Origin of the sequence: Pinisolibacter sp., assembly GCF_036782435.1 — a bacterium.
GTDB lineage: Bacteria > Pseudomonadota > Alphaproteobacteria > Rhizobiales > Ancalomicrobiaceae > CALBKH01.
This window is the reverse complement of the sequence record NZ_DAIPZB010000014.1, coordinates 1-17,415: the sequence shown is the minus strand read 5'-3', so window position 1 is coordinate 17,415 and position 17,415 is coordinate 1. Positions and strand designations below refer to the sequence as shown.

The window sequence follows — 17,415 nt, the reverse complement described above, 5'->3', positions numbered from 1 at the left end:
CCACCGGAGCCGGGGCCGGAGCCTCCGACGCCCTGGCGAGGCGCGGCGGGCGACCGGCGGGCGCTTCCGAAGCGGCCGGGGCCGGCGTGTCGGACGCGCGGGTCAGGCGCGGCGGCCGGCCGGGGGCGTCGGTCGAAGGGGCACCTCCGGTCGGAGCGGGCGGCGGGGACGGCGGGACAGGGGGATGGCCGCCACCGGTCGGACCGCCGTGGCCGGCGTCACGAGCCTCGAAGTAGCGGCGTGCCGACAGACAGCCGAGCGGGATGACCACCAGGGTGAGGAAGGTGGCGACCAGCGAGCCGAACAGCAGCGACACCGCCATGCCCTGGAAGATCGGATCCGACAGCAGCACCATCGAGCCGATGACCAGCGCCAACGCGGTGATCAGGATCGGCCGCAGGCGGACGCGTCCGGCGAGCACGATGGCGTCGCGCACCGACATGCCGCCGCCGACCTGCGAGCGGGCGAATTCGACCAACAGGATCGAATTTCGGACGATGATGCCGGCGAGCGCGATGAAACCGATCATCGAGGTGGCGGTGAAATCGGCGCCGAGCAGCCAGTGGCCGGGGACGATGCCGATCAGCGTCAGCGGGATCGGCGCCATCACCACCAGCGGCAGCAGGAACGATCGGAACTCGGCCACCACCAGGATGTAGATCAGCACCAGCGCCGCGCCGAAGGCGATACCCATGTCACGGAAGGTGACGTAGGTGACCTCCCACTCGCCATCCCACTTGAAGCCGGAGACACCGGTGTCGGCGGGGCGGCCGAAATAGGCGCCGGAGATGGTGAGACCGTCGGGGGTGACGTAGCTCTTCAGCGCCGCGTCGACCGCGAGCATGCCGTACAGCGGCGCGCCGAGGCGGCCGATGACGTCGGCGGTGACGTATTCGAGCGCCCTCAGATCCTTGTGGAAGATCGGGCTCTCGAGGCGCCGCGGCACGAAGCGGCCGAGTTCGCCGAGCGGCACGGTCTGGCCCATCTGGTTGCGGATGGGCAGGACCAGCAGGTTGCCGAGGTTGACGCGGGTGGCGAGCGGCACCTGGAGGACGATGACCGTCTGCTCGAGGTTGGTGCCGCCGGCGAGCGGGCCGACCTCGAAACCACCGGTCGCCATCTTCAGCTCGCGGTTGATGTCCTCGACGGAGACGGAGAACATGCCGGCCTTGAGGCGATCGACCTCGAACTGGACATCGTCGTGCGGCACCTCCATGAAGGTGTTCACGTCGGCGACGTTCGGCGTCTTCTTCAGGATCTCCATGATGTCGCCGGCGACCTTGCGACGGATCTCCTTGGTCGGTCCGTAGAGTTCGACGACGACGGGGGCGAGCACCGGCGGGCCGGGAGGCGCTTCGGCGATGGTCAGCCGGGCGCCCGCCGCCTGGGCGATCGGGGTCAGGATCTCGCGCACCTCGGTGGCGATGTCGTGGCTCGAGCGATGGCGCTTCTTCTTGTCGGCGAGCTGGACGGCGATGTCGCCCTGCCACGGCTGCGAGCGCAGGAAGTAGTGGCGCACCAGACCGTTGAAGTTGAAGGGCGACGCCGTGCCGACATAGGTCTGGAAGGCCTCGACCTCGGCGATCGCCTTGAGTTCGGTGCCGAGCCGGTTCGCCAGATTGGCGGTGACGTAGAGATCGGTGCCCTCCGGCATGTCGATGACGACCTGCATCTCCGACTTGTTGTCGTAGGGCAGCATCTTGAAGGGGACCATCTTGACCACGAACATGGCCATCGCGAGCATCATCGCGACGATGATCGCGATCAGCGTCAGGCGGCCGAGCCCGCGGCTGTCCATGATCGGGTCGATCAGCGCGCCGTACCATTTGGCGATGACGGCGGACTGCTTGTGCTCGCGTTCGGCGGCCTGCTGGAGCGCGCTCATCGACGGCTTCACACGGGCGGCGAGCCAGGGCACGAAGACGAAGGCGGCGACCAGCGAGAAGATCATCGCGGCCGACGACAGCACCGGGATGGGCAGCATGTAGGGGCCCATCATGTCGGAGACGAAGCCCATCGGCAGCAGCGCCGCGACCACGGTGAAGGTGGCGAGGATGGTCGGGTTGCCGACTTCGTCGACGGCGTCGACGGTCAGTTCGTCGTTGGTGTCGCCCTCGTCGAGCCAGCGCCGGTAGATGTTCTCGACCACGACGATGGCGTCGTCGACCAGAATGCCGATGGCGAAGACGAGCGCGAACATCGACACGCGGTTGACGGTGAACTTCAGGACATAGGCGACCGCCAGCGACATCAGCAGCACGGCCGGAATGGTGATCAGCACGATGATCGCCGGCCGCGAGCCCATGGTGACGAAGGCGAGCACCGTCACCAGGGCCGACACGATGAACAGCTTGAAGATCAGCCCCGACACCTTCTCGTGGGCGGTGGCACCGTAGTCGCGCGAGATGGTGACGGTGACGTCGGAAGGAATGAGCACACCCTTCATCGCCGCCAGTTCGGCATTGAGCGTCTCGGCGACGTCGACGCCGTTGGTGCCCCGCTTCTTGGCGACGGCGACGGTGACCGCCGGCAGGGTGACGAAGGAGCCGTCGGCCTTGCGCAGCGAGGCGTCGACGATGGTCTTGATCTCGCTCTCGCCCTGACGGATGACGGCGACGTCGCGCAGGAAGATCGGCTTGTTCTGCACCACCGACACGACGAGGTCGCCGATGTCGCCGGCATGGGCCAGGAAGTCGCCGGTGAAGACGTTGAACCAACGACTGCCTTCGATGACGTCACCGGCGGGCATGCGCTGGTTGGCCGAGGAGATCACCTTGGCCACCTGGCCGAGGGTGAGGCCGTGGGCGGCGAGCGCCGAGGGATCGATCTCGACACGGACCTGCTCGTGGCTGCCGCCGACGACGAAGCTCTGGCCGGTGTTGGGCAGCGACTTGAAGCGCTGGGTGACGTCGAGGGCGAGCTTGCGCAACTGGACGAGATCGAGCGCCGGCGACGACAGGGTGACGGTCACGACCGGCACGTCGTCGATGCTCTTCGGCTTCACCAGGGGCGGCATGACGCCCTTGGGGATCAGGTCCATGTGGCTGTAGAGCTTGTCGTAGAGCTTGACCAGCGAGGGTTCCATCTGCTCGCCGACGTCGAAGCGCACGGTGACCATCGACAGGCCTTCGCGCGACATCGAGTAGACGTGCTTGACCCCCGACAGCTCCGACATCAACCGCTCCAGCGGCTCGGAGATGAGGTTGGCGACTTCCGAAGCGGGCGCGCCGGGCATGGCGACGAAGATGTCGACCATCGGCACCGAGATCTGCGGATCCTCCTCGCGCGGCGTCACCATCATGCCGAGGGCGCCGATGAGGAAGAAGGCGATCAGCAGCAACGGCGTGATCGGACTCTCGATGAAGGCGCGAGCGGTCCGGCCGGCGATGCCGATGCCGTGAGTGCGCTTCGGCTGCTCGCCGTTGCCCGCGTCGTGGGTGGTGTGGCTCATACCCCGTCCCCCGATCACGGCCGCCCGGCGAAGAGCTGATCGCCGGACTTGAGATTCGGGGCAGGATTCGCCACCAGTCGTTCGCCCACCTGCAGACCGGAGAGCACCGCGACGCGGTCACCGGTCACGTCACCCAGGCGCAGGATGCGCATCTCGGCGCGGCCCTGACCGTCGACGACGAAGGCGAGCGGCTGGCTGCCGCGGTTGACCACCGCCGAGGTGGGGATGGCGGGGGCGAAATCGGAGGGCGTGTTGCCGCCGGCCTGGGCGATCCAGGCGAGGGCGTACATGCCGGGCGCGGCCGGCGAACCGGCGGGCAGCGCGAGCTTCACCGTGATGGTGCGCTGCGAGCGGTCGGCGGCGGGGAAGATCTGCGAGATCGGCGCCCAGACGTTGGCGTTCGACAGCGACACCGGCACCGGATCGCCGACCTTGAGCTGGGCGAGGAGACGGGTCGGAACCTCGATGCGGACGTCGAGCTGGTCGACGTCGGCGAGATCGGCGAGCGGCTGGCCCGGCTGGACCACGTCGCCGACCCGCACGTGACGGGCCATGATGACCGAGGTGCGCGGGGCGATGGCGCGGCGATCGCGCAGGCGCTGGTCGAGACCGTCGATCCGGGCCTGCGAGGCGGTGAGCGCCGCCATCTGCTGCTCGTAATCCGCCCGCGCCTTGTTGAGCGCCGGCCAGCTCTTCTGCGCCTGCTGCTGGGTCATCATCGGACCGGACGAACCGAACGGCGACGTCGGTCCGCCGGCGAGGCCGGGGAACATGTTGCCGGCGAAGCCCTGCGCCATGTTGTAGAACGGCGTCATCATCCGCTCGTAGGCGTCCTGTCCCGGCCCGCCCATGGGCGAGGTCGGCTGGCCGTTGATCGAATGATAGAGCTGGGTCTGGGCGTTCTGCTGGGCCGCCATGTCGCCGGCCAGCGCCGCCCAGGCCGAGCGGTATTCGGGCTTCAGAGCGTCCTCGTCGAGACCGACCACCACCTGTCCGGCCGCCACGCGTTCGCCCTCCTGGCCGGCCACGAAGGCGACCCGGCCGGGTCCCTGCGCAGTCAGCTTGGTGGTGGCGCGCGGCTCGACATAGCCGCCGAGCTTGAGACGCGCCGCCGCCGGCATGCGCCCGACCTCGACGATCGAGCCCATCGGTCCGGCGAGGTAGGCCGGCAGGCCGCGCCCCTTGTCGGAGCGATCGCCCGAGCCACCGTGATTGCCGAGGAGGGAGACGATGACGCCACCGATCACCGCGGCGATCAGGAAACCCGCCATCTTCAGGAGGTTGGACAACATGGGTGCCGTTCCCGTCAGAACTTCGGAAGGGTGATCAGGTCCGCGGAACGGTTCCCATCACGGAGAAGCTCTTGATGAACGGCCCGGCCATCGCCGGGTTCTTGATCATGGCGCCGTAGTCGCCGACCTTGAACTTCAGCTTACCGGTCGTATAGGCGAGGCCGAGGGCCATCATGCCGATGCCGCTCTTGCACCATTTCTCCCAGTCGGCGGCGGAGGCGCGCAGGTCCCAGTTGAGGGCCTCTCCGGCGAAGGCGCCGGCGGCGGTGACATAGCCGTTCTCGACCCTGATGTAGCCGCGCGGAGTGGCCTCCCCGTCGTAGCCGTAGCCGATCACCGAATTGAACGCGATCTTGTTCAGCGCGTCGCCGAGTTCGGTTTCGTCGTTCCACGCGTTGCCGAAGTCGACCATCCAATCGTCGGAAAACAGAGCAGCCATATCATCCCCCGTAGTCGTGTGCGGCGTGTTCGCCGTCGCTTCGTTCGTCGTTCGTCTTGTGAAAGTCCGGATCCGATCGTCACGTCGCGTATGCCGTCCCCGCGATCTCGCGAAGGCGTCACACGAAGAGATTCACCTTCGATTTCAGCGCTTCCTCCATGTAGGTGGCGGCCCCACCGAGGGTCACACCGGCGATGAGGTCCTCCGGCGAATATCCGAAGAGGTCCATGGTCATCTGACAGGCGATCACCTTGGCGCCCGCCTCGATGGTCAAGGCCCTCAGTTCCTCGATGTCGGCGACGCGGGTCTTGGCGAACATCCGGCGCATGTGATCGGAGAGCTCGCCCTCGAAACCCGGCAGGGCCGAAAGGAGGTTGAGGGGACCGACGTGACCGCCGAGAACCGGCAACTTCAGAGCCGGATTGCCGAGCGCGGCGACGTCGGCGTCGATCTTCTTGGTGAGAAGGGACAGCCCATAGAAGGTGAAGAACATCGTCACGTGGACACCCATCGCCGCACCCATCGTCGCCAGGATGAACGGCGGGTAGGCCGCGTCGAGCGAGCCCTTCGAAACGATGATCGTCATACGTCGCGACACCGGGCCGCGCGCGGCTCCCATGGTCCATTCCCCCCTCGAATACACGCGGATCTTATGTCTTATCCCGCGTGCAAGATATTCGTGGCGACTGCATTAGTAGATTAAATTATCCTAATCGATTGAAGGGGAGTCAAGCGTGACACGCCAAAAAATTAGCTGTACCTAATATGTAAGTGAAGTTCCTGATGATTCGTATTTTGAAGTTTTTCACATGGTTTCCTTTTAGGTGAGGTGACATGTCAGTATTATATAGTCGCAAGTCGAGGCAAGTTATTTATTCTTTAATATTTGTTCTTTGTGAAATATCATTAATACTTTATGTATCGCTGGCGGCGTAATTCATTCTTCACCACGAACTACGATCTCTCGGCGAAGGCACAAAAAAGCGACGACTGGCGAATATTAGAAATTTCAAATGTTTCCCACGGGCTCGCTCTCGACCGGTTCCGCCGGTCCGCGGTGCAGCTGTCGGGGAGAGCATTCGATCATCGATACCGACCGGTATGACCGCTCGCCCGACGAGGCCGAGGTGCGAGAACCGATGCCGTCGTCGACGAATCCGGACGGGTATCCGGTCCGGCCTCGCGAGCCCCCACTCGAGTGCATCGTCGGATCGGGCGGGAGCGGACCCGTCGACGGACGCCGGCTTCCGCGGCGACCGGACCGGGTGGGATGCGGCCGATTCGCTTCGCCGGCCCCGGGTCGACCACCGCTTTCGCGGTGCGACCGGTGACGAGCGTGGTCCCGACCGCGTGGCGACGACCGCCCGATGGGGCCACACCGGCGCGCCGGATCGCCGCCGTCCCTCGATCCGGTGAAGGAGGCGGAGCTTCGGCGGCGAGCGACGTCGTCGGCGACGTGGATCCGCCCGGCGTCGCCTCCCCCACCGGTCGACCGGCGCAAGCCGCCTCGCACCAGCATGCCGCGTCTCGACGGGCCGCCGCGCCCGGGACCTTTCGGGAAACGACGCCGGCCGCGCCGGCCGAAATCCGGAACTCGAGAAGGCGGCGCCGGCGGAAACCCCGGCCGGCGATCCGGCCGCTCGTCGGAACATGATGCCCAAGATCGTACCGTTTCGTGCAAACGGATCGCCATTCGCGCTCGACGGCTTCACCTGGGTTTCGAAAAATGTCATTATGCATCAAATAGGTAAGGTGTGTCGTGCGTCGACCCGGCGCAGACCGGTCAGGACGTTCATGCCCATCGCCCGAAACTCCCATCTCGCACGCCTCGAAGCGGAATCGATCGGCATCATCCGAGAAGTCGCTGCGGAATTCCGCAATCCGGTCATGCTCTATTCGATCGGCAAGGACTCCTCGGTGATGCTTCATCTGGCGATGAAGGCGTTCCACCCGTCGAAACCGCCGTTTCCACTGATGCACGTCAACACGACGTGGAAATTCCGCGAGATGATCGCCTTCCGCGACGAGACGGTGAAGCGGCTGGGCCTCGATCTGATCGAACACGTCAACCAAGACGGAGTGCGGGCGGGGATCTCGCCGTTCACCCACGGCTCGTCGACCTACACCCACGTGATGAAGACCGAAGCGCTGAAACAGGCGCTGACGAAATACGGCTTCGACGCAGCCTTCGGCGGCGCCCGGCGCGACGAGGAGAAATCGCGCGCCAAGGAGCGCATCTTCTCCTTCCGCACGGCCAGCCACACCTGGGACCCGAAGAACCAGCGCCCCGAACTCTGGCGGCTCTACAACGCCCGCGTGGCGCCGGGGGAATCGATCCGCGCCTTCCCGCTGTCGAACTGGACCGAGCTCGACATCTGGCAATACATCCTGGCCGAGAACATCCCGATCGTGCCGCTCTACTACGCGGCGATGCGGCCGGTGGTGGAGCGCGGCGGCATGTTGCTGATGGTCGACGACGACCGCCTGCCGCTCGAGCCCGGCGAGACGCCCGAGATGCGGCTGGTCCGCTTCCGCACGCTGGGGTGCTACCCGCTCACCGGCGCGATCGACAGCCCGGCCACGACCTTGACCGAGATCGTCCGCGAAATGCTGATCGCTCGGACCTCCGAACGGCAGGGACGTCTCATCGACCACGACGAGGCGGGCTCCATGGAGAAGAAGAAGCGGGAGGGGTACTTCTGATGGCGACGAACGTCCCTCTCGCGCACGACCCGCGAGCCTTCGCCGAATATCTGGCCGAGCAGGAGCGCAAGAGCCTGCTGCGCTTCCTGACCTGCGGCTCGGTCGACGACGGCAAGTCGACGCTGATCGGGCGATTGCTCTACGACACCAAGCTGGTGTTCGAGGACCATCTGACGTCGCTCGCCCGCGACAGCCGGAAGTTCGGCACCACGGGTGAGGACATCGACCTCGCCCTGCTCCTCGACGGTCTCGAAGCGGAGCGCGAGCAGGGCATCACCATCGACGTCGCCTATCGCTTCTTCACCACCGAGCGCCGTAAATTCATCGTCGCCGACACGCCCGGCCACGAGCAGTACACCCGCAACATGGCGACCGGCGCCTCGACCTCGGACCTCGCCGTCCTCTTGGTCGACGCACGCTACGGCATCGTCACCCAGACCCGCCGCCACGCCTTCATCGTGTCGCTGCTCGGCATCCGCCACGTGGTGCTGGCGGTCAACAAGATCGATCTCGTCGACTTCTCGTCGGAGATCTTCGGCCGCATCCGCGACGAGTTCGAGGCCTTCGCCGCCCACATGGGGTTCGAGACGATCGTCGCCGTGCCGATGTCGGCGCGTTTCGGCGACAACGTCACGATCCGCTCGGAGCGGATGCCCTGGTACGTCGGTCCGACGCTGCTCGATCATCTCGAGACGGTCGAGGTCGAGGAACGGGCGCTGGCCAAGCCGTTCCGCATGGCGGTCCAGTGGGTCAATCGGCCGAACCTCGACTTCCGCGGCTTCTCCGGCACCGTCGCCTCGGGCGAGGTCCGACCGGGCGACAAGGTGGTGGTGGCGAAGTCCGGCAAGATCGGCACCGTCGCCCGCCTCGTCACCTACGACGGCGACCTCCAGATGGCCCAGGCCGGTGACGCGATCACCCTGGTGCTCGAGGAGGAGATCGACATCTCGCGCGGCGACCTCCTCGCCGCCCCGGAGGCGCGGCCGGAGGTCTCCGACCAGTTCGCCGCCCATCTCGTCTGGATGGCGGAGGAACATCTGCTGCCCGGGCGGCCCTATCTCCTGAAGTGCGGTACGCGGACGGTCGGCGCGAGCGTCACCGAGATCAAGCACGAGATCGACGTCAACACCTTCGATCATCTCGCCGCCAAGGAGCTGCGGCTCAATCAGGTGGCCTTCCTCAACCTCGCACTCGCCGAGCCGATCGCCTTCGATCCTTACGCCGACAATCGCGAGACCGGCGGCTTCATCCTGATCGACCGCTTCACCAATGCCACGGTGGCGGCCGGTATGGTCGCCTTCGGTCTCCGACGGGCGACCAACATCCATTGGCAGGCGATCGACGTGACGCGCGAGGCGCGGGCCGAGCAGAAGAGCCAGACGCCGAAGGTGCTGTGGTTCACCGGCTTGTCCGGTTCGGGCAAGTCGACGATCGCCAACATCGTCGAGAAGAAGCTCGTCGCCCGCGGGTTGCACACCTTCCTGCTCGACGGTGACAACGTCCGCCACGGCCTCAACAAGGACCTCGGCTTCACCGACGCCGACCGAGTGGAGAACATCCGCCGCGTCGGCGAGGTGGCCAAGCTGATGACCGACGCCGGTCTGATCGTCCTCGTCTCGTTCATCTCGCCGTTCCGCGCCGAACGGCGGATGGTGCGCGAACTCATGGTGGAGGACGAGTTCGTCGAGATCTTCGTCGACACGCCGATCGAGGAATGTGAGCGGCGCGACGTCAAGGGCCTCTACGCCAAGGCGCGAGCCGGTAAACTGAAGAACTTCACCGGCATCGACAGCCCCTACGAACCGCCGGAAGCGCCCGAGATCCGCATCGATACGACGGCGCTCGGGGCGGAAGACGCGGCCGAGCGGATCGTGAGGATCATCACCGAGGGAACCGACGCGACCGACCACTGATACCGAGTTCACGAAATTCGGACTCGTCCGAATTTCGTGAGTTACGGCCTGACCGGCCGACGCCCGTTCGGGCTCGCCTTCGCGGAAGAAGTCCCGAACAGGTCGGAACTTCTTCCGCTCGGTATGACGCCGCCGGACGGTGCGTCACAGGCGGGTGAGCCGCTCGAGACGCGCGGCACACCCGTCGAGTTCGCATTCCCAGATCACCAGGACGCGGAAGCCCAGGGCGCGCAGGCCGCGGATCTTCGCCGCGTCGCGACGACGGTTGGCGGCGAACTTGTCTTCCCAGAAGGCACGATTGTTCTTCGGCATGGTGGCGCGGGAGCAGGCCGTGTGGTGGTGCCAGAAGCAGCCGTTGACGAAGATCGCCCAGCCGCGGGTGCGATTGGCGAAGTCGGGGGAGCCCGGCAGGGTGCGGACGTTGCGGCGATAGTGGAGGCCCAAGCCGCGCAGCAGGCGGGCGACCTCCTCTTCGGCCGAGGTCTTCGTCCGGCGGACGCGGGCGAGCAACGCCGAGCGTTCCGGCGACTGGGGCGGCGGCCGACCGGAACGGCGCTTCGGCTCGCGGTCGTCCGTCCCGCTCATCGGCTCACTCCGCCGCCGGTCGGATCGTCGGCCGGCGTCGCGACGGCGCGGGTGTCGCCTCGGCCATGCGATCGCGATGGGCGACCACCCGTTCGAGTAATCCCGCCGGCAGCCGCAGTTGCGTCCGCCGCAGCCGTCCGAGGAAGCCCTCGGTGGCGCGTAGCGACAGCGGCTTGCCGGGATGGGCGAGGAAGGCGGCGAGGCCGGGTCGGGCGGCGCGGAGCGGGTGCGTCGAGACGGCGACCGCGTGGCGTCGCTTCCCGTCGAAGCGGGCCGCGGCCGGCCAGCGTGCGACCTCCGCGAGGTCGCGATCGCGGCGGAGATCGTGGGTGCCGGGGTAGGCGAGCCGCTCACCGACCCAACGCGCCACCGGCACGCTCACGGCGTTGCCGACCAGCGACCAGCGCAGCCGTTCGAGGCCGACCTCGGCGGCGGGGCGGGTCCAGTCGGCGGGGAAGCCCTGCAGACGCTCGGCGTCGCGGATCTCGGGGGTGACGATCGCCCCGTCGGGCAACAGGATCGCCGGGGGCGACGGGATGCCGAGGGTCGAGCCGTTCTTCAGGGTCGGCACGCAATCGCGACCCCAGCCGAGGCCGCGGATGCCCTCGGTCCAATAGAAGCCGTGGGCATGGGTGGCGAGATCGGTCTCGGGCTCCGTCGGCGCGACCTCGTCGGCGAAGAGCACCTCGGCCGGATCGATGACCCGGCTCGCCACCAGGAAGACCCGCTGGCGGCGTTGCGGCAGGAAGGCGAGGCTGTCGACGGTGCGGTAGGCCCAGCGATAGCCGCGCTCCTCGAAGGCGGACGTGAGCCGCGTCATCGCCACGCCGCCGTCGAGGCGGAGCATGAAGGAGACGTTCTCCAGCAGCACGGTCGGCGTGGCGCTCGCGTCCATCAGACGGAAGACGTTGTCGACGAGACCGGACTTGGCGCCGCCGATACCGGCGGTGCGTCCGGCCTGGGAGAGGTCCTGACAGGGGAAGCCGGCGGTCATCAGGTCGTGCGCGGGGAGGCTCGCGACCTCGCGCACGTCGCCGAGGCGCGGCGCGCCGGGGAAGCGCGCGGCGAGCACGGCCGCGGCCGGCGCCCAGCTCTCGACCAGCACCTCGGCCTCGTGGCCCGCCGCCGCCATTCCACTCTCGAGCCCGCCGACGCCGGCGAAGAGCCCCGCCACCCGCATGGGCGTCCCTCCCGATTCGCGCCCATCCTCGAGCGCGCCTCGAAGGGCGTCAAGCGGCAGCGACGCGGTCGCCTCAGGCGCCGGGGGCGGTGCGGTGCGGGCCGTGGCGGAAGGCGAAGCGGGAGTAGCCGTAGTAGGAGACGAACATGGCGACGCCGGAGCCGACCACCGCGGCCATCGGCGGCGACAGGTTGCGCCCGACCCAGACGATCTCGGGCATCGACCACAGGGTGAGGGCGTAGACGCCGTAGTTCACCAGCGCGGCGATGACCGCCACCAGGCCGTAACGGCCGCCCTCGGCGGCCATGCCGCGGGCGTCGGTGACCTTGTCGTGGGTCTTGAAGGTGAAGCGGCGGTTGATCAGCCAGGTCACGGTCATCGCCGTACCCATGGCGCCGACGCGGGCGAGATAGGGGTTCACCCCGAAGACCATGGTCAGAGCCGACAGGATCGAGACGTCGACGACGAAGCCGATGCCGCCGGTGAAGGCGAACTTGATCACCCGCTCCAGGCGCGCCGCGACATGCGGGGAAAAGTGCTTCTCCAGATCGATCATCGGAAATCGGACGTCCATGTGGTCGGGCCGGCCGCGTCGTACGACGTTCGGGGCGGCCGGGGAAGACCCCAGCCGAGGGATCGACCGGCGAGGCCGAACAAGCGGAGGAGTGTGGCGAAGCCGTGTTCGACGACAGTTGAGCACGAAGAAATTTCGTTCGTCTGAACGCCGCGCCGATCGCGGCGACGGGATTTGCCGCCGCGACGGTTGACCGCGCCGCCGACTTGGGGGATCTGTCGCGCATGGATCGCAGCCGCAGACCCCCGAAATCGCCGAAGCCCGCAGCGCCGACCGGCGGACGTCCCGCGCGTCCCGGCGGAGCGGAGACGCGTTCGCGTCGTCCGGCAGAGGAGACCGGGAGCGTCGTCGCGCCGCCGCGTCCGGTCGATCCGACGGCGCTGGCGCCGCGCCGCATCACCGGCGACCCGCTCGCTCCGGAGATGCTGGAGATGGCGGGCTGGGACGACTACGCGCTGATCGACTCCGGTCACGGCCGCAAGCTCGAACGCTACGGCCACGTGCGGCTCACCCGGCCGGAGGAGCAGGCGCTGTGGGTGCCGCGGCTCGCGGCCGAGACCTGGGAAGCGGCCGCCGCCCATTTCACCGGCGACGTCGAAGAGGAAGGCCCGGGGCGCTGGCGCTTCACCGGGCGCATGCCCGAGACGTGGCCGATGCGCTTCGACCCGGTGCGCTTCTCCTGCCGCTTCACCTCGTTCCGCCACACCGGCGTCTTCCCCGAACAGGCGGCGCATTGGCGCTGGATGCGCGAGGCGATCGGTCGAGCGGCGCGCGCCGGGCGACGGCCGAAGCTCCTCAACCTCTTCGGCTACACCGGCCTCGCCTCGCTGATCGCGGCGGAGGCGGGCGCCGAGGTGACCCATGTCGACGCCTCGAAGAAATCCATCGCCTGGGCCCGCGAGAACCAGGGTGAGAGCGGCCTCGATCATCTGCCGATCCGCTGGATCTGCGACGACGCACAGAAGTTCGTCGCCCGCGAAGTCAGGCGCGGCAATCGTTACGACGCGATCCTGCTCGATCCGCCGAAATACGGCCGTGGTCCGGACGGCGAGGTGTGGCAGTTGTTCGAGAACCTCGGGCCGATGCTCCGGTCCTGTCGCGAGCTTCTGTCCGCCGATGCCCTCTTCGAGATCCTCACCGTCTACGCCATGCGCTCGTCCTACGCCTCGTTCCACGAACTGATGGCCGAGGTGATGGGGACACGCGGCGGGCGGATCGCCTCGGGCGAACTGTTCATCGCCGAAGACCCGGCGCCGGGAACCGACATCCGCCGCCGCCTCGCCACGTCGCTGTGGGTGCGCTGGACCGGGGAGGAGAACCGATGACCCGACCGCCGCCGCGCGACGCCTCGCGCGATCTCTACCGCCGACCGAAGCCGAAGACCGGCGGGTCACCCAGGCCCGAAGCGTCGCATGCGGCTCCGAGTGCCGCGACCGACGGGAGCGGATCGAAGCTCGTCACCAGCCTCGCCAATCCGGTGGTGAAAGAGCTGCGCGCCCTGCACATGAAGAAGGAGCGCGCCGAGAGCGGGCTGTTCCTCGCCGAGGGGCTGAAGCTCGTCACCGATGCGCTGGAGGAGGGTTGGCCGATCCGCACCCTGGTCCACGCGACCCGGGTCAAGGACCAGCCGCTGGTGAAGCGGGCGATCGCCGAGGCCGGAGCGCGCGGCGCGCTGGTACTCGAGGTCTCCGACGAGGTGCTGACCAAGATCTGCCGGCGCGACAATCCGCAGATGGTGGTCGCCGTCTTCGAACAGCGGCTGCGGCGGCTCGACGAGCTGACCGAACCACCCGGTGTCTGGGTGGCGCTGGAGGGGATCAAGGACCCGGGCAATCTCGGCACGATCGTCCGCACCGTCGATTCCGTCGGCGCGGCCGGGGTCATCCTCCTCGGCGACGTGACCGACCCTTTCGCCCTCGAAGCGGTCCGCGCCACCATGGGATCGCTCTTCCACGTGCCGCTGGTCGCCGCCTCGCTCGCCGACTTCGTCGCCTGGAAGCGGGCGCGCGGTATTCCGGTGTGGGGGACGCATCTGAAAGGCGCGGTCGACTATCGCACGGTCGACTGGCCGGAGACCTGCGTGCTGATGATGGGCAACGAGCAGTCGGGCCTCTCCGACGCCCACGTCGAGGCCTGCGACGGCATCGTCAAGATCCCGATGGCGGGCAAGGCCGACAGTCTCAATCTCGCCGTCGCCACGGCGGTGATGCTCTACGAGATCCGGCGCAGCCGCCTGACGGTTTGACCGGCGCGGACATGCTCCGCACCGCCTCGGAATGTCCCGTCCGGTGTCTCCTCACGTCGTCGACAGCGTCCGTCGCACCGCGTCGGCCCAGCCGGCGCGCTTGGCGGCGCGGGTCGCGGCGTCCATCGTCGGGGTGAAGCGACGGTCGAGGGTCCAGGTGCGGGCGAAGACCTCGGGCTCGGGCAGGACACCGGCGCCGAGACCGGCGAGGTAGGCGGCGCCGAGCGCCGTCGTCTCGCGGATCACCGGACGATCGACCGGGGCGTCGAGGATGTCGGCGAGGAACTGCATGGTCCAGTCGGAGGCGGTCATGCCGCCGTCGACGCGCAACACCGTGCGCCCCTCCCCGCCCCAGTCGCGGCGCATCGCCTCGATCAGGTCGCCGGTCTGTTGACCGACCGACTCGAGCGCGGCGCGGACGATTTCGCGGCGGGTGGTGCCGCGCGTGAGGCCGTAGAGAGCGCCGCGCGCCTCGGCGTCCCACCACGGCGCGCCGAGGCCGACGAAGGCGGGCACGAAGTGGACCGCCTGGGCCGGATCGGAGTCGGCCGCCAGCCGTCCGGTCTCGGCGGCTTCGGCGACGAGGCCGAGGCCGTCGCGCAGCCACTGCACCGCCGCGCCGGCGATGAAGATCGCGCCCTCCAGCGCATAGGTGCGCTTGCCGCCGAGCTGATAGGCGACGGTGGTGAGCAGGCGGTTCTTCGAGGCGACCGCCGTTTCGCCGGTGTTGAGGAGCGCGAAGCAGCCGGTGCCGTAGGTCGACTTCATCATGCCGGGGGCGAAGCAGGCCTGACCGACGGTCGCCGCCTGCTGGTCGCCGGCGATGCCGCGGATGGCGACGGCTGCGCCGAGGATCTCGGGATCGGTCACGCCGAAGTCGGCGGAGCTGTCGCGGACCTCGGGCAGGAGGCTCGTCGGCACGCGGAAGAGGCGGCAGAGCTCCTCGTCCCAAGCGCCGGTGTGGATGTCGAAGAGTGCGGTGCGCGAGGCGTTGGTGGCGTCGGTGGCGTGCACCCGACCGCCGGTCAGGCGCCACAGGAGATACGCGTCGACGGTGCCGAAGGCGAGCTTGCCGGCCTCGGCCGCGGCGCGGGCACCGGGGACGTCGTCGAGGATGCGGGCGATCTTGGTCGCCGAAAAATAGGGGTCGAGCAGCAGACCGGTGCGGGCGGAGACGAGAGGTTCGGCGCCTTCGGCCTTCAGTGCGGCGCAGGTGTCGGCGGTGCGGCGGTCCTGCCAGACGATCGCCCGATGGACGGGCGCGCCGGTCGCCCGATCCCAGATCAGCGTCGTCTCACGCTGGTTGGTGATGCCGATCGCGGCGATGTCCTTGGCGGCGATCCCGGCCTTCGCCACGGCGGCGCGCAGCGTGTCCAGGGTGGTGCGCCAGATGTCTGCCGGGTCGTGCTCGACGTGACCGGGAGCCGGGAAGATCTGCGGGAATTCCTCCTGGGCGACACCGGCGATGGTGAGGTCGGTCCGGAAGACGATGGCGCGCGACGAGGTGGTCCCCTGATCGATGGCGACGACGTGCGACGTCATGGCGGTCTCTCCTCAACGCGCGCCTTCGAGGGCGGCGATCAGTTCGACGGACGGGTAGCTGTCGGCGGGCAGGCCGAGCTTCATCTGGGCGGCGCGCACCGCCGTACGGGTGGCGTTGCCGAGACGGCCGTCGGGTTCGTCGTCGGAGAAGCCCTTGCGACGCAGCAGCGCCTGCAGATGTTTCATCTGCTCGGTCGTCAGAGGCTTCACCTCGCCACGACCGCGCGACACTTTCGGCGCGCCGGCGAGGCGGGTGGCGTAATAGGCGGCGGTGGTCGAATAGACCATCGCCTTGTTCCACCCGAGGTAGGCCTGGAAGTTCGGATAGGTGAGGAAGGCGGGACCGAGGCGGCCCATCGGCAGCCACAGCGACGCTGGCGGGCCGCCGCTCGCCAACGCCGAGCCGTCGGGTCGGGTGACACCGTGACGGGCCCATTCGGCCCGGCTCAGATCGATCGACGGATCGGAGCGGCTCCAATCCATTTCGGCCGGCACCCGCACCTCTTCGAGCCAGGGTTCGCCGCGCCGCCAGCCGAGACCCTTGAGGAAATTGGCGGCGGTGGCGAGTGCATCGGGGATCGAGCGGATGACGTCGCGGCGGCCGTCGCCGTCCATGTCGACGCCGTAGGTGTAGAGATCGGTCGGCGTGAACATCAGATGGCCGAGTTCGCCGGCCCAGTCGCCGATCATCTCGGAGGGCCTGAGATCTCCGCGCTCGACGATGCGCATCAGGTCGACCAGTTCGCCGGTGAACATCTCTGAGCGGCGGCAGTCGTAGGCGAGAGTCGCCACCGCGACGGGGGCTTTGTACTTGCCCATGTCGGAGCCGAAGTCGGTCTCGAGCCCCCAGAAGGCGACGAGCACCGGACCGGGCACGCCGAACTGCGCCTCGATGCGCTTCAGCAGGCTCGCGTGGGTCTGCAGCAGTCGGCCGCCGCGCGACATGCGGTCGCCGGAGACCATGCGATCGGAGAACTGCAGGAAGGTCTGCTGGAAGACGCCCTGGCCGTGGTCGCGGCGGACGATCGCCGGATCGTAGGCGACACCGGCGAGGCCGGTTTCGATGGCGGCGCGCGACACGCCCTCGGCCTCGGCCTGCTTCTTGAAGCCGGCGAGCCAGCTTTCGAAGCTCTGCCCCTTGCGGCAGGCGGTGTCGGCGAGAGTGGGCGTCGCGAGACCGAGCCCGAACATCGTGATTGCGACGATCGCCGCCGTGCGGAAGTAGCTCATCGCCCATCGCTCCCTGGAAGAATCGCACCGTACCGTGATCTCGTCACCATGGCCGCGTCGCCGGCCCGGAATCAAGGTTCGGACATTCGGTCCGCGGCGCCGACCGAGAGACGGTCGTCGTCGCGGCGAAGGCGACGATGGTCGTGGAACGCTGTGGCGGGAGCGTGGCGCGAGCGCGACGATCTCGCGCGCATCACACCCTTCGAAACACCAGATATGCCGGGGTGCGGCCTTCGCGGAGTGCCTTTTCCTCGTAGCGGG

Annotated in this window: 13 protein-coding genes; 4 read left to right on the top strand and 9 right to left on the bottom strand. The window is 68.1% G+C overall.

Annotation, left to right across the window (positions count from 1 at the left end; translation table 11 throughout):
• From V7Q42_RS08040 to V7Q42_RS08025, 4 genes are all read right to left on the bottom strand, one after another.
• A partial coding sequence (locus V7Q42_RS08040; RefSeq protein ID WP_333823437.1) for an efflux RND transporter permease subunit occupies window positions 1-3,451 on the bottom strand: 3,451 nt, incomplete at its 3' end.
• A 14-nt stretch (window positions 3,452-3,465) separates the two neighbouring features.
• Window positions 3,466-4,743 carry an efflux RND transporter periplasmic adaptor subunit gene (locus V7Q42_RS08035; RefSeq protein ID WP_333823436.1) on the bottom strand — a complete coding sequence of 426 codons (1,278 nt, stop codon included), beginning with the start codon at window positions 4,741-4,743 and terminating at the stop codon, window positions 3,466-3,468.
• Between the two features lie 34 nt (window positions 4,744-4,777).
• Entirely contained in the window at window positions 4,778-5,182 is a 405-nt protein-coding gene (locus V7Q42_RS08030; protein WP_333823434.1) for a hypothetical protein, read from the bottom strand.
• 118 nt (window positions 5,183-5,300) lie between these two features.
• The gene (locus V7Q42_RS08025) at window positions 5,301-5,768 is read right to left on the bottom strand and encodes a DsrE/DsrF/DrsH-like family protein (protein ID WP_333823433.1); all 468 of its coding nucleotides are present in this window, start codon (window positions 5,766-5,768) and stop codon (window positions 5,301-5,303) included.
• Window positions 5,769-6,976: 1,208 nt separating this feature from the next.
• Here V7Q42_RS08025 and cysD point away from each other — a divergent pair.
• Both cysD and cysN read left to right on the top strand, forming a co-directional pair.
• Window positions 6,977-7,885: a sulfate adenylyltransferase subunit CysD gene (gene cysD / locus V7Q42_RS08020; RefSeq protein ID WP_333823431.1), complete on the top strand. Its 909-nt coding sequence runs from the start codon at window positions 6,977-6,979 to the stop codon at window positions 7,883-7,885.
• A complete protein-coding gene (gene cysN, locus V7Q42_RS08015) occupies window positions 7,885-9,798 on the top strand; it encodes a sulfate adenylyltransferase subunit CysN (RefSeq protein ID WP_333823430.1) in 1,914 nt (637 codons plus the stop codon). The genes cysD and cysN overlap by 1 nt, the downstream gene beginning before the upstream one ends.
• Window positions 9,799-9,942: 144 nt before the next feature.
• On the opposite strand, the gene V7Q42_RS08010 is transcribed toward cysN, so the two are convergent.
• The 3 genes from V7Q42_RS08010 to V7Q42_RS08000 all read right to left on the bottom strand — a co-directional run bounded on the left by V7Q42_RS08010 (window position 9,943) and on the right by V7Q42_RS08000 (window position 12,119).
• Complete coding sequence (locus tag V7Q42_RS08010; protein WP_333823428.1) at window positions 9,943-10,383, bottom strand: very short patch repair endonuclease; 441 nt, start codon at window positions 10,381-10,383, stop codon at window positions 9,943-9,945.
• A 4-nt stretch (window positions 10,384-10,387) separates the two neighbouring features.
• Window positions 10,388-11,563 carry a DNA cytosine methyltransferase gene (locus tag V7Q42_RS08005; protein ID WP_333823426.1) on the bottom strand — a complete coding sequence of 392 codons (1,176 nt, stop codon included), beginning with the start codon at window positions 11,561-11,563 and terminating at the stop codon, window positions 10,388-10,390.
• Between the two features lie 73 nt (window positions 11,564-11,636).
• Window positions 11,637-12,119: a GtrA family protein gene (locus V7Q42_RS08000; protein ID WP_333823425.1), complete on the bottom strand. Its 483-nt coding sequence runs from the start codon at window positions 12,117-12,119 to the stop codon at window positions 11,637-11,639.
• A 242-nt stretch (window positions 12,120-12,361) separates the two neighbouring features.
• Here V7Q42_RS08000 and V7Q42_RS07995 point away from each other — a divergent pair, with 242 nt between their 5' ends.
• A complete protein-coding gene (locus V7Q42_RS07995) occupies window positions 12,362-13,462 on the top strand; it encodes a class I SAM-dependent methyltransferase (protein ID WP_333823424.1) in 1,101 nt (366 codons plus the stop codon).
• Window positions 13,459-14,382: a TrmH family RNA methyltransferase gene (locus V7Q42_RS07990; RefSeq protein ID WP_442958177.1), complete on the top strand. Its 924-nt coding sequence runs from the start codon at window positions 13,459-13,461 to the stop codon at window positions 14,380-14,382. Before V7Q42_RS07995 ends, V7Q42_RS07990 begins: the two co-directional genes overlap by 4 nt.
• A 51-nt stretch (window positions 14,383-14,433) precedes the next feature.
• Here the strand turns inward: V7Q42_RS07990 and glpK are convergent, their stop codons facing one another.
• Together glpK and V7Q42_RS07980 are read right to left on the bottom strand one after the other, a co-directional pair.
• Window positions 14,434-15,924 carry a glycerol kinase GlpK gene (gene glpK / locus V7Q42_RS07985; RefSeq protein ID WP_333823423.1) on the bottom strand — a complete coding sequence of 497 codons (1,491 nt, stop codon included), beginning with the start codon at window positions 15,922-15,924 and terminating at the stop codon, window positions 14,434-14,436.
• Between the two features lie 12 nt (window positions 15,925-15,936).
• The gene (locus V7Q42_RS07980; RefSeq protein ID WP_333823421.1) at window positions 15,937-17,154 is read right to left on the bottom strand and encodes a lytic murein transglycosylase; all 1,218 of its coding nucleotides are present in this window, start codon (window positions 17,152-17,154) and stop codon (window positions 15,937-15,939) included.
• Window positions 17,155-17,415 lie beyond the last annotated feature (261 nt).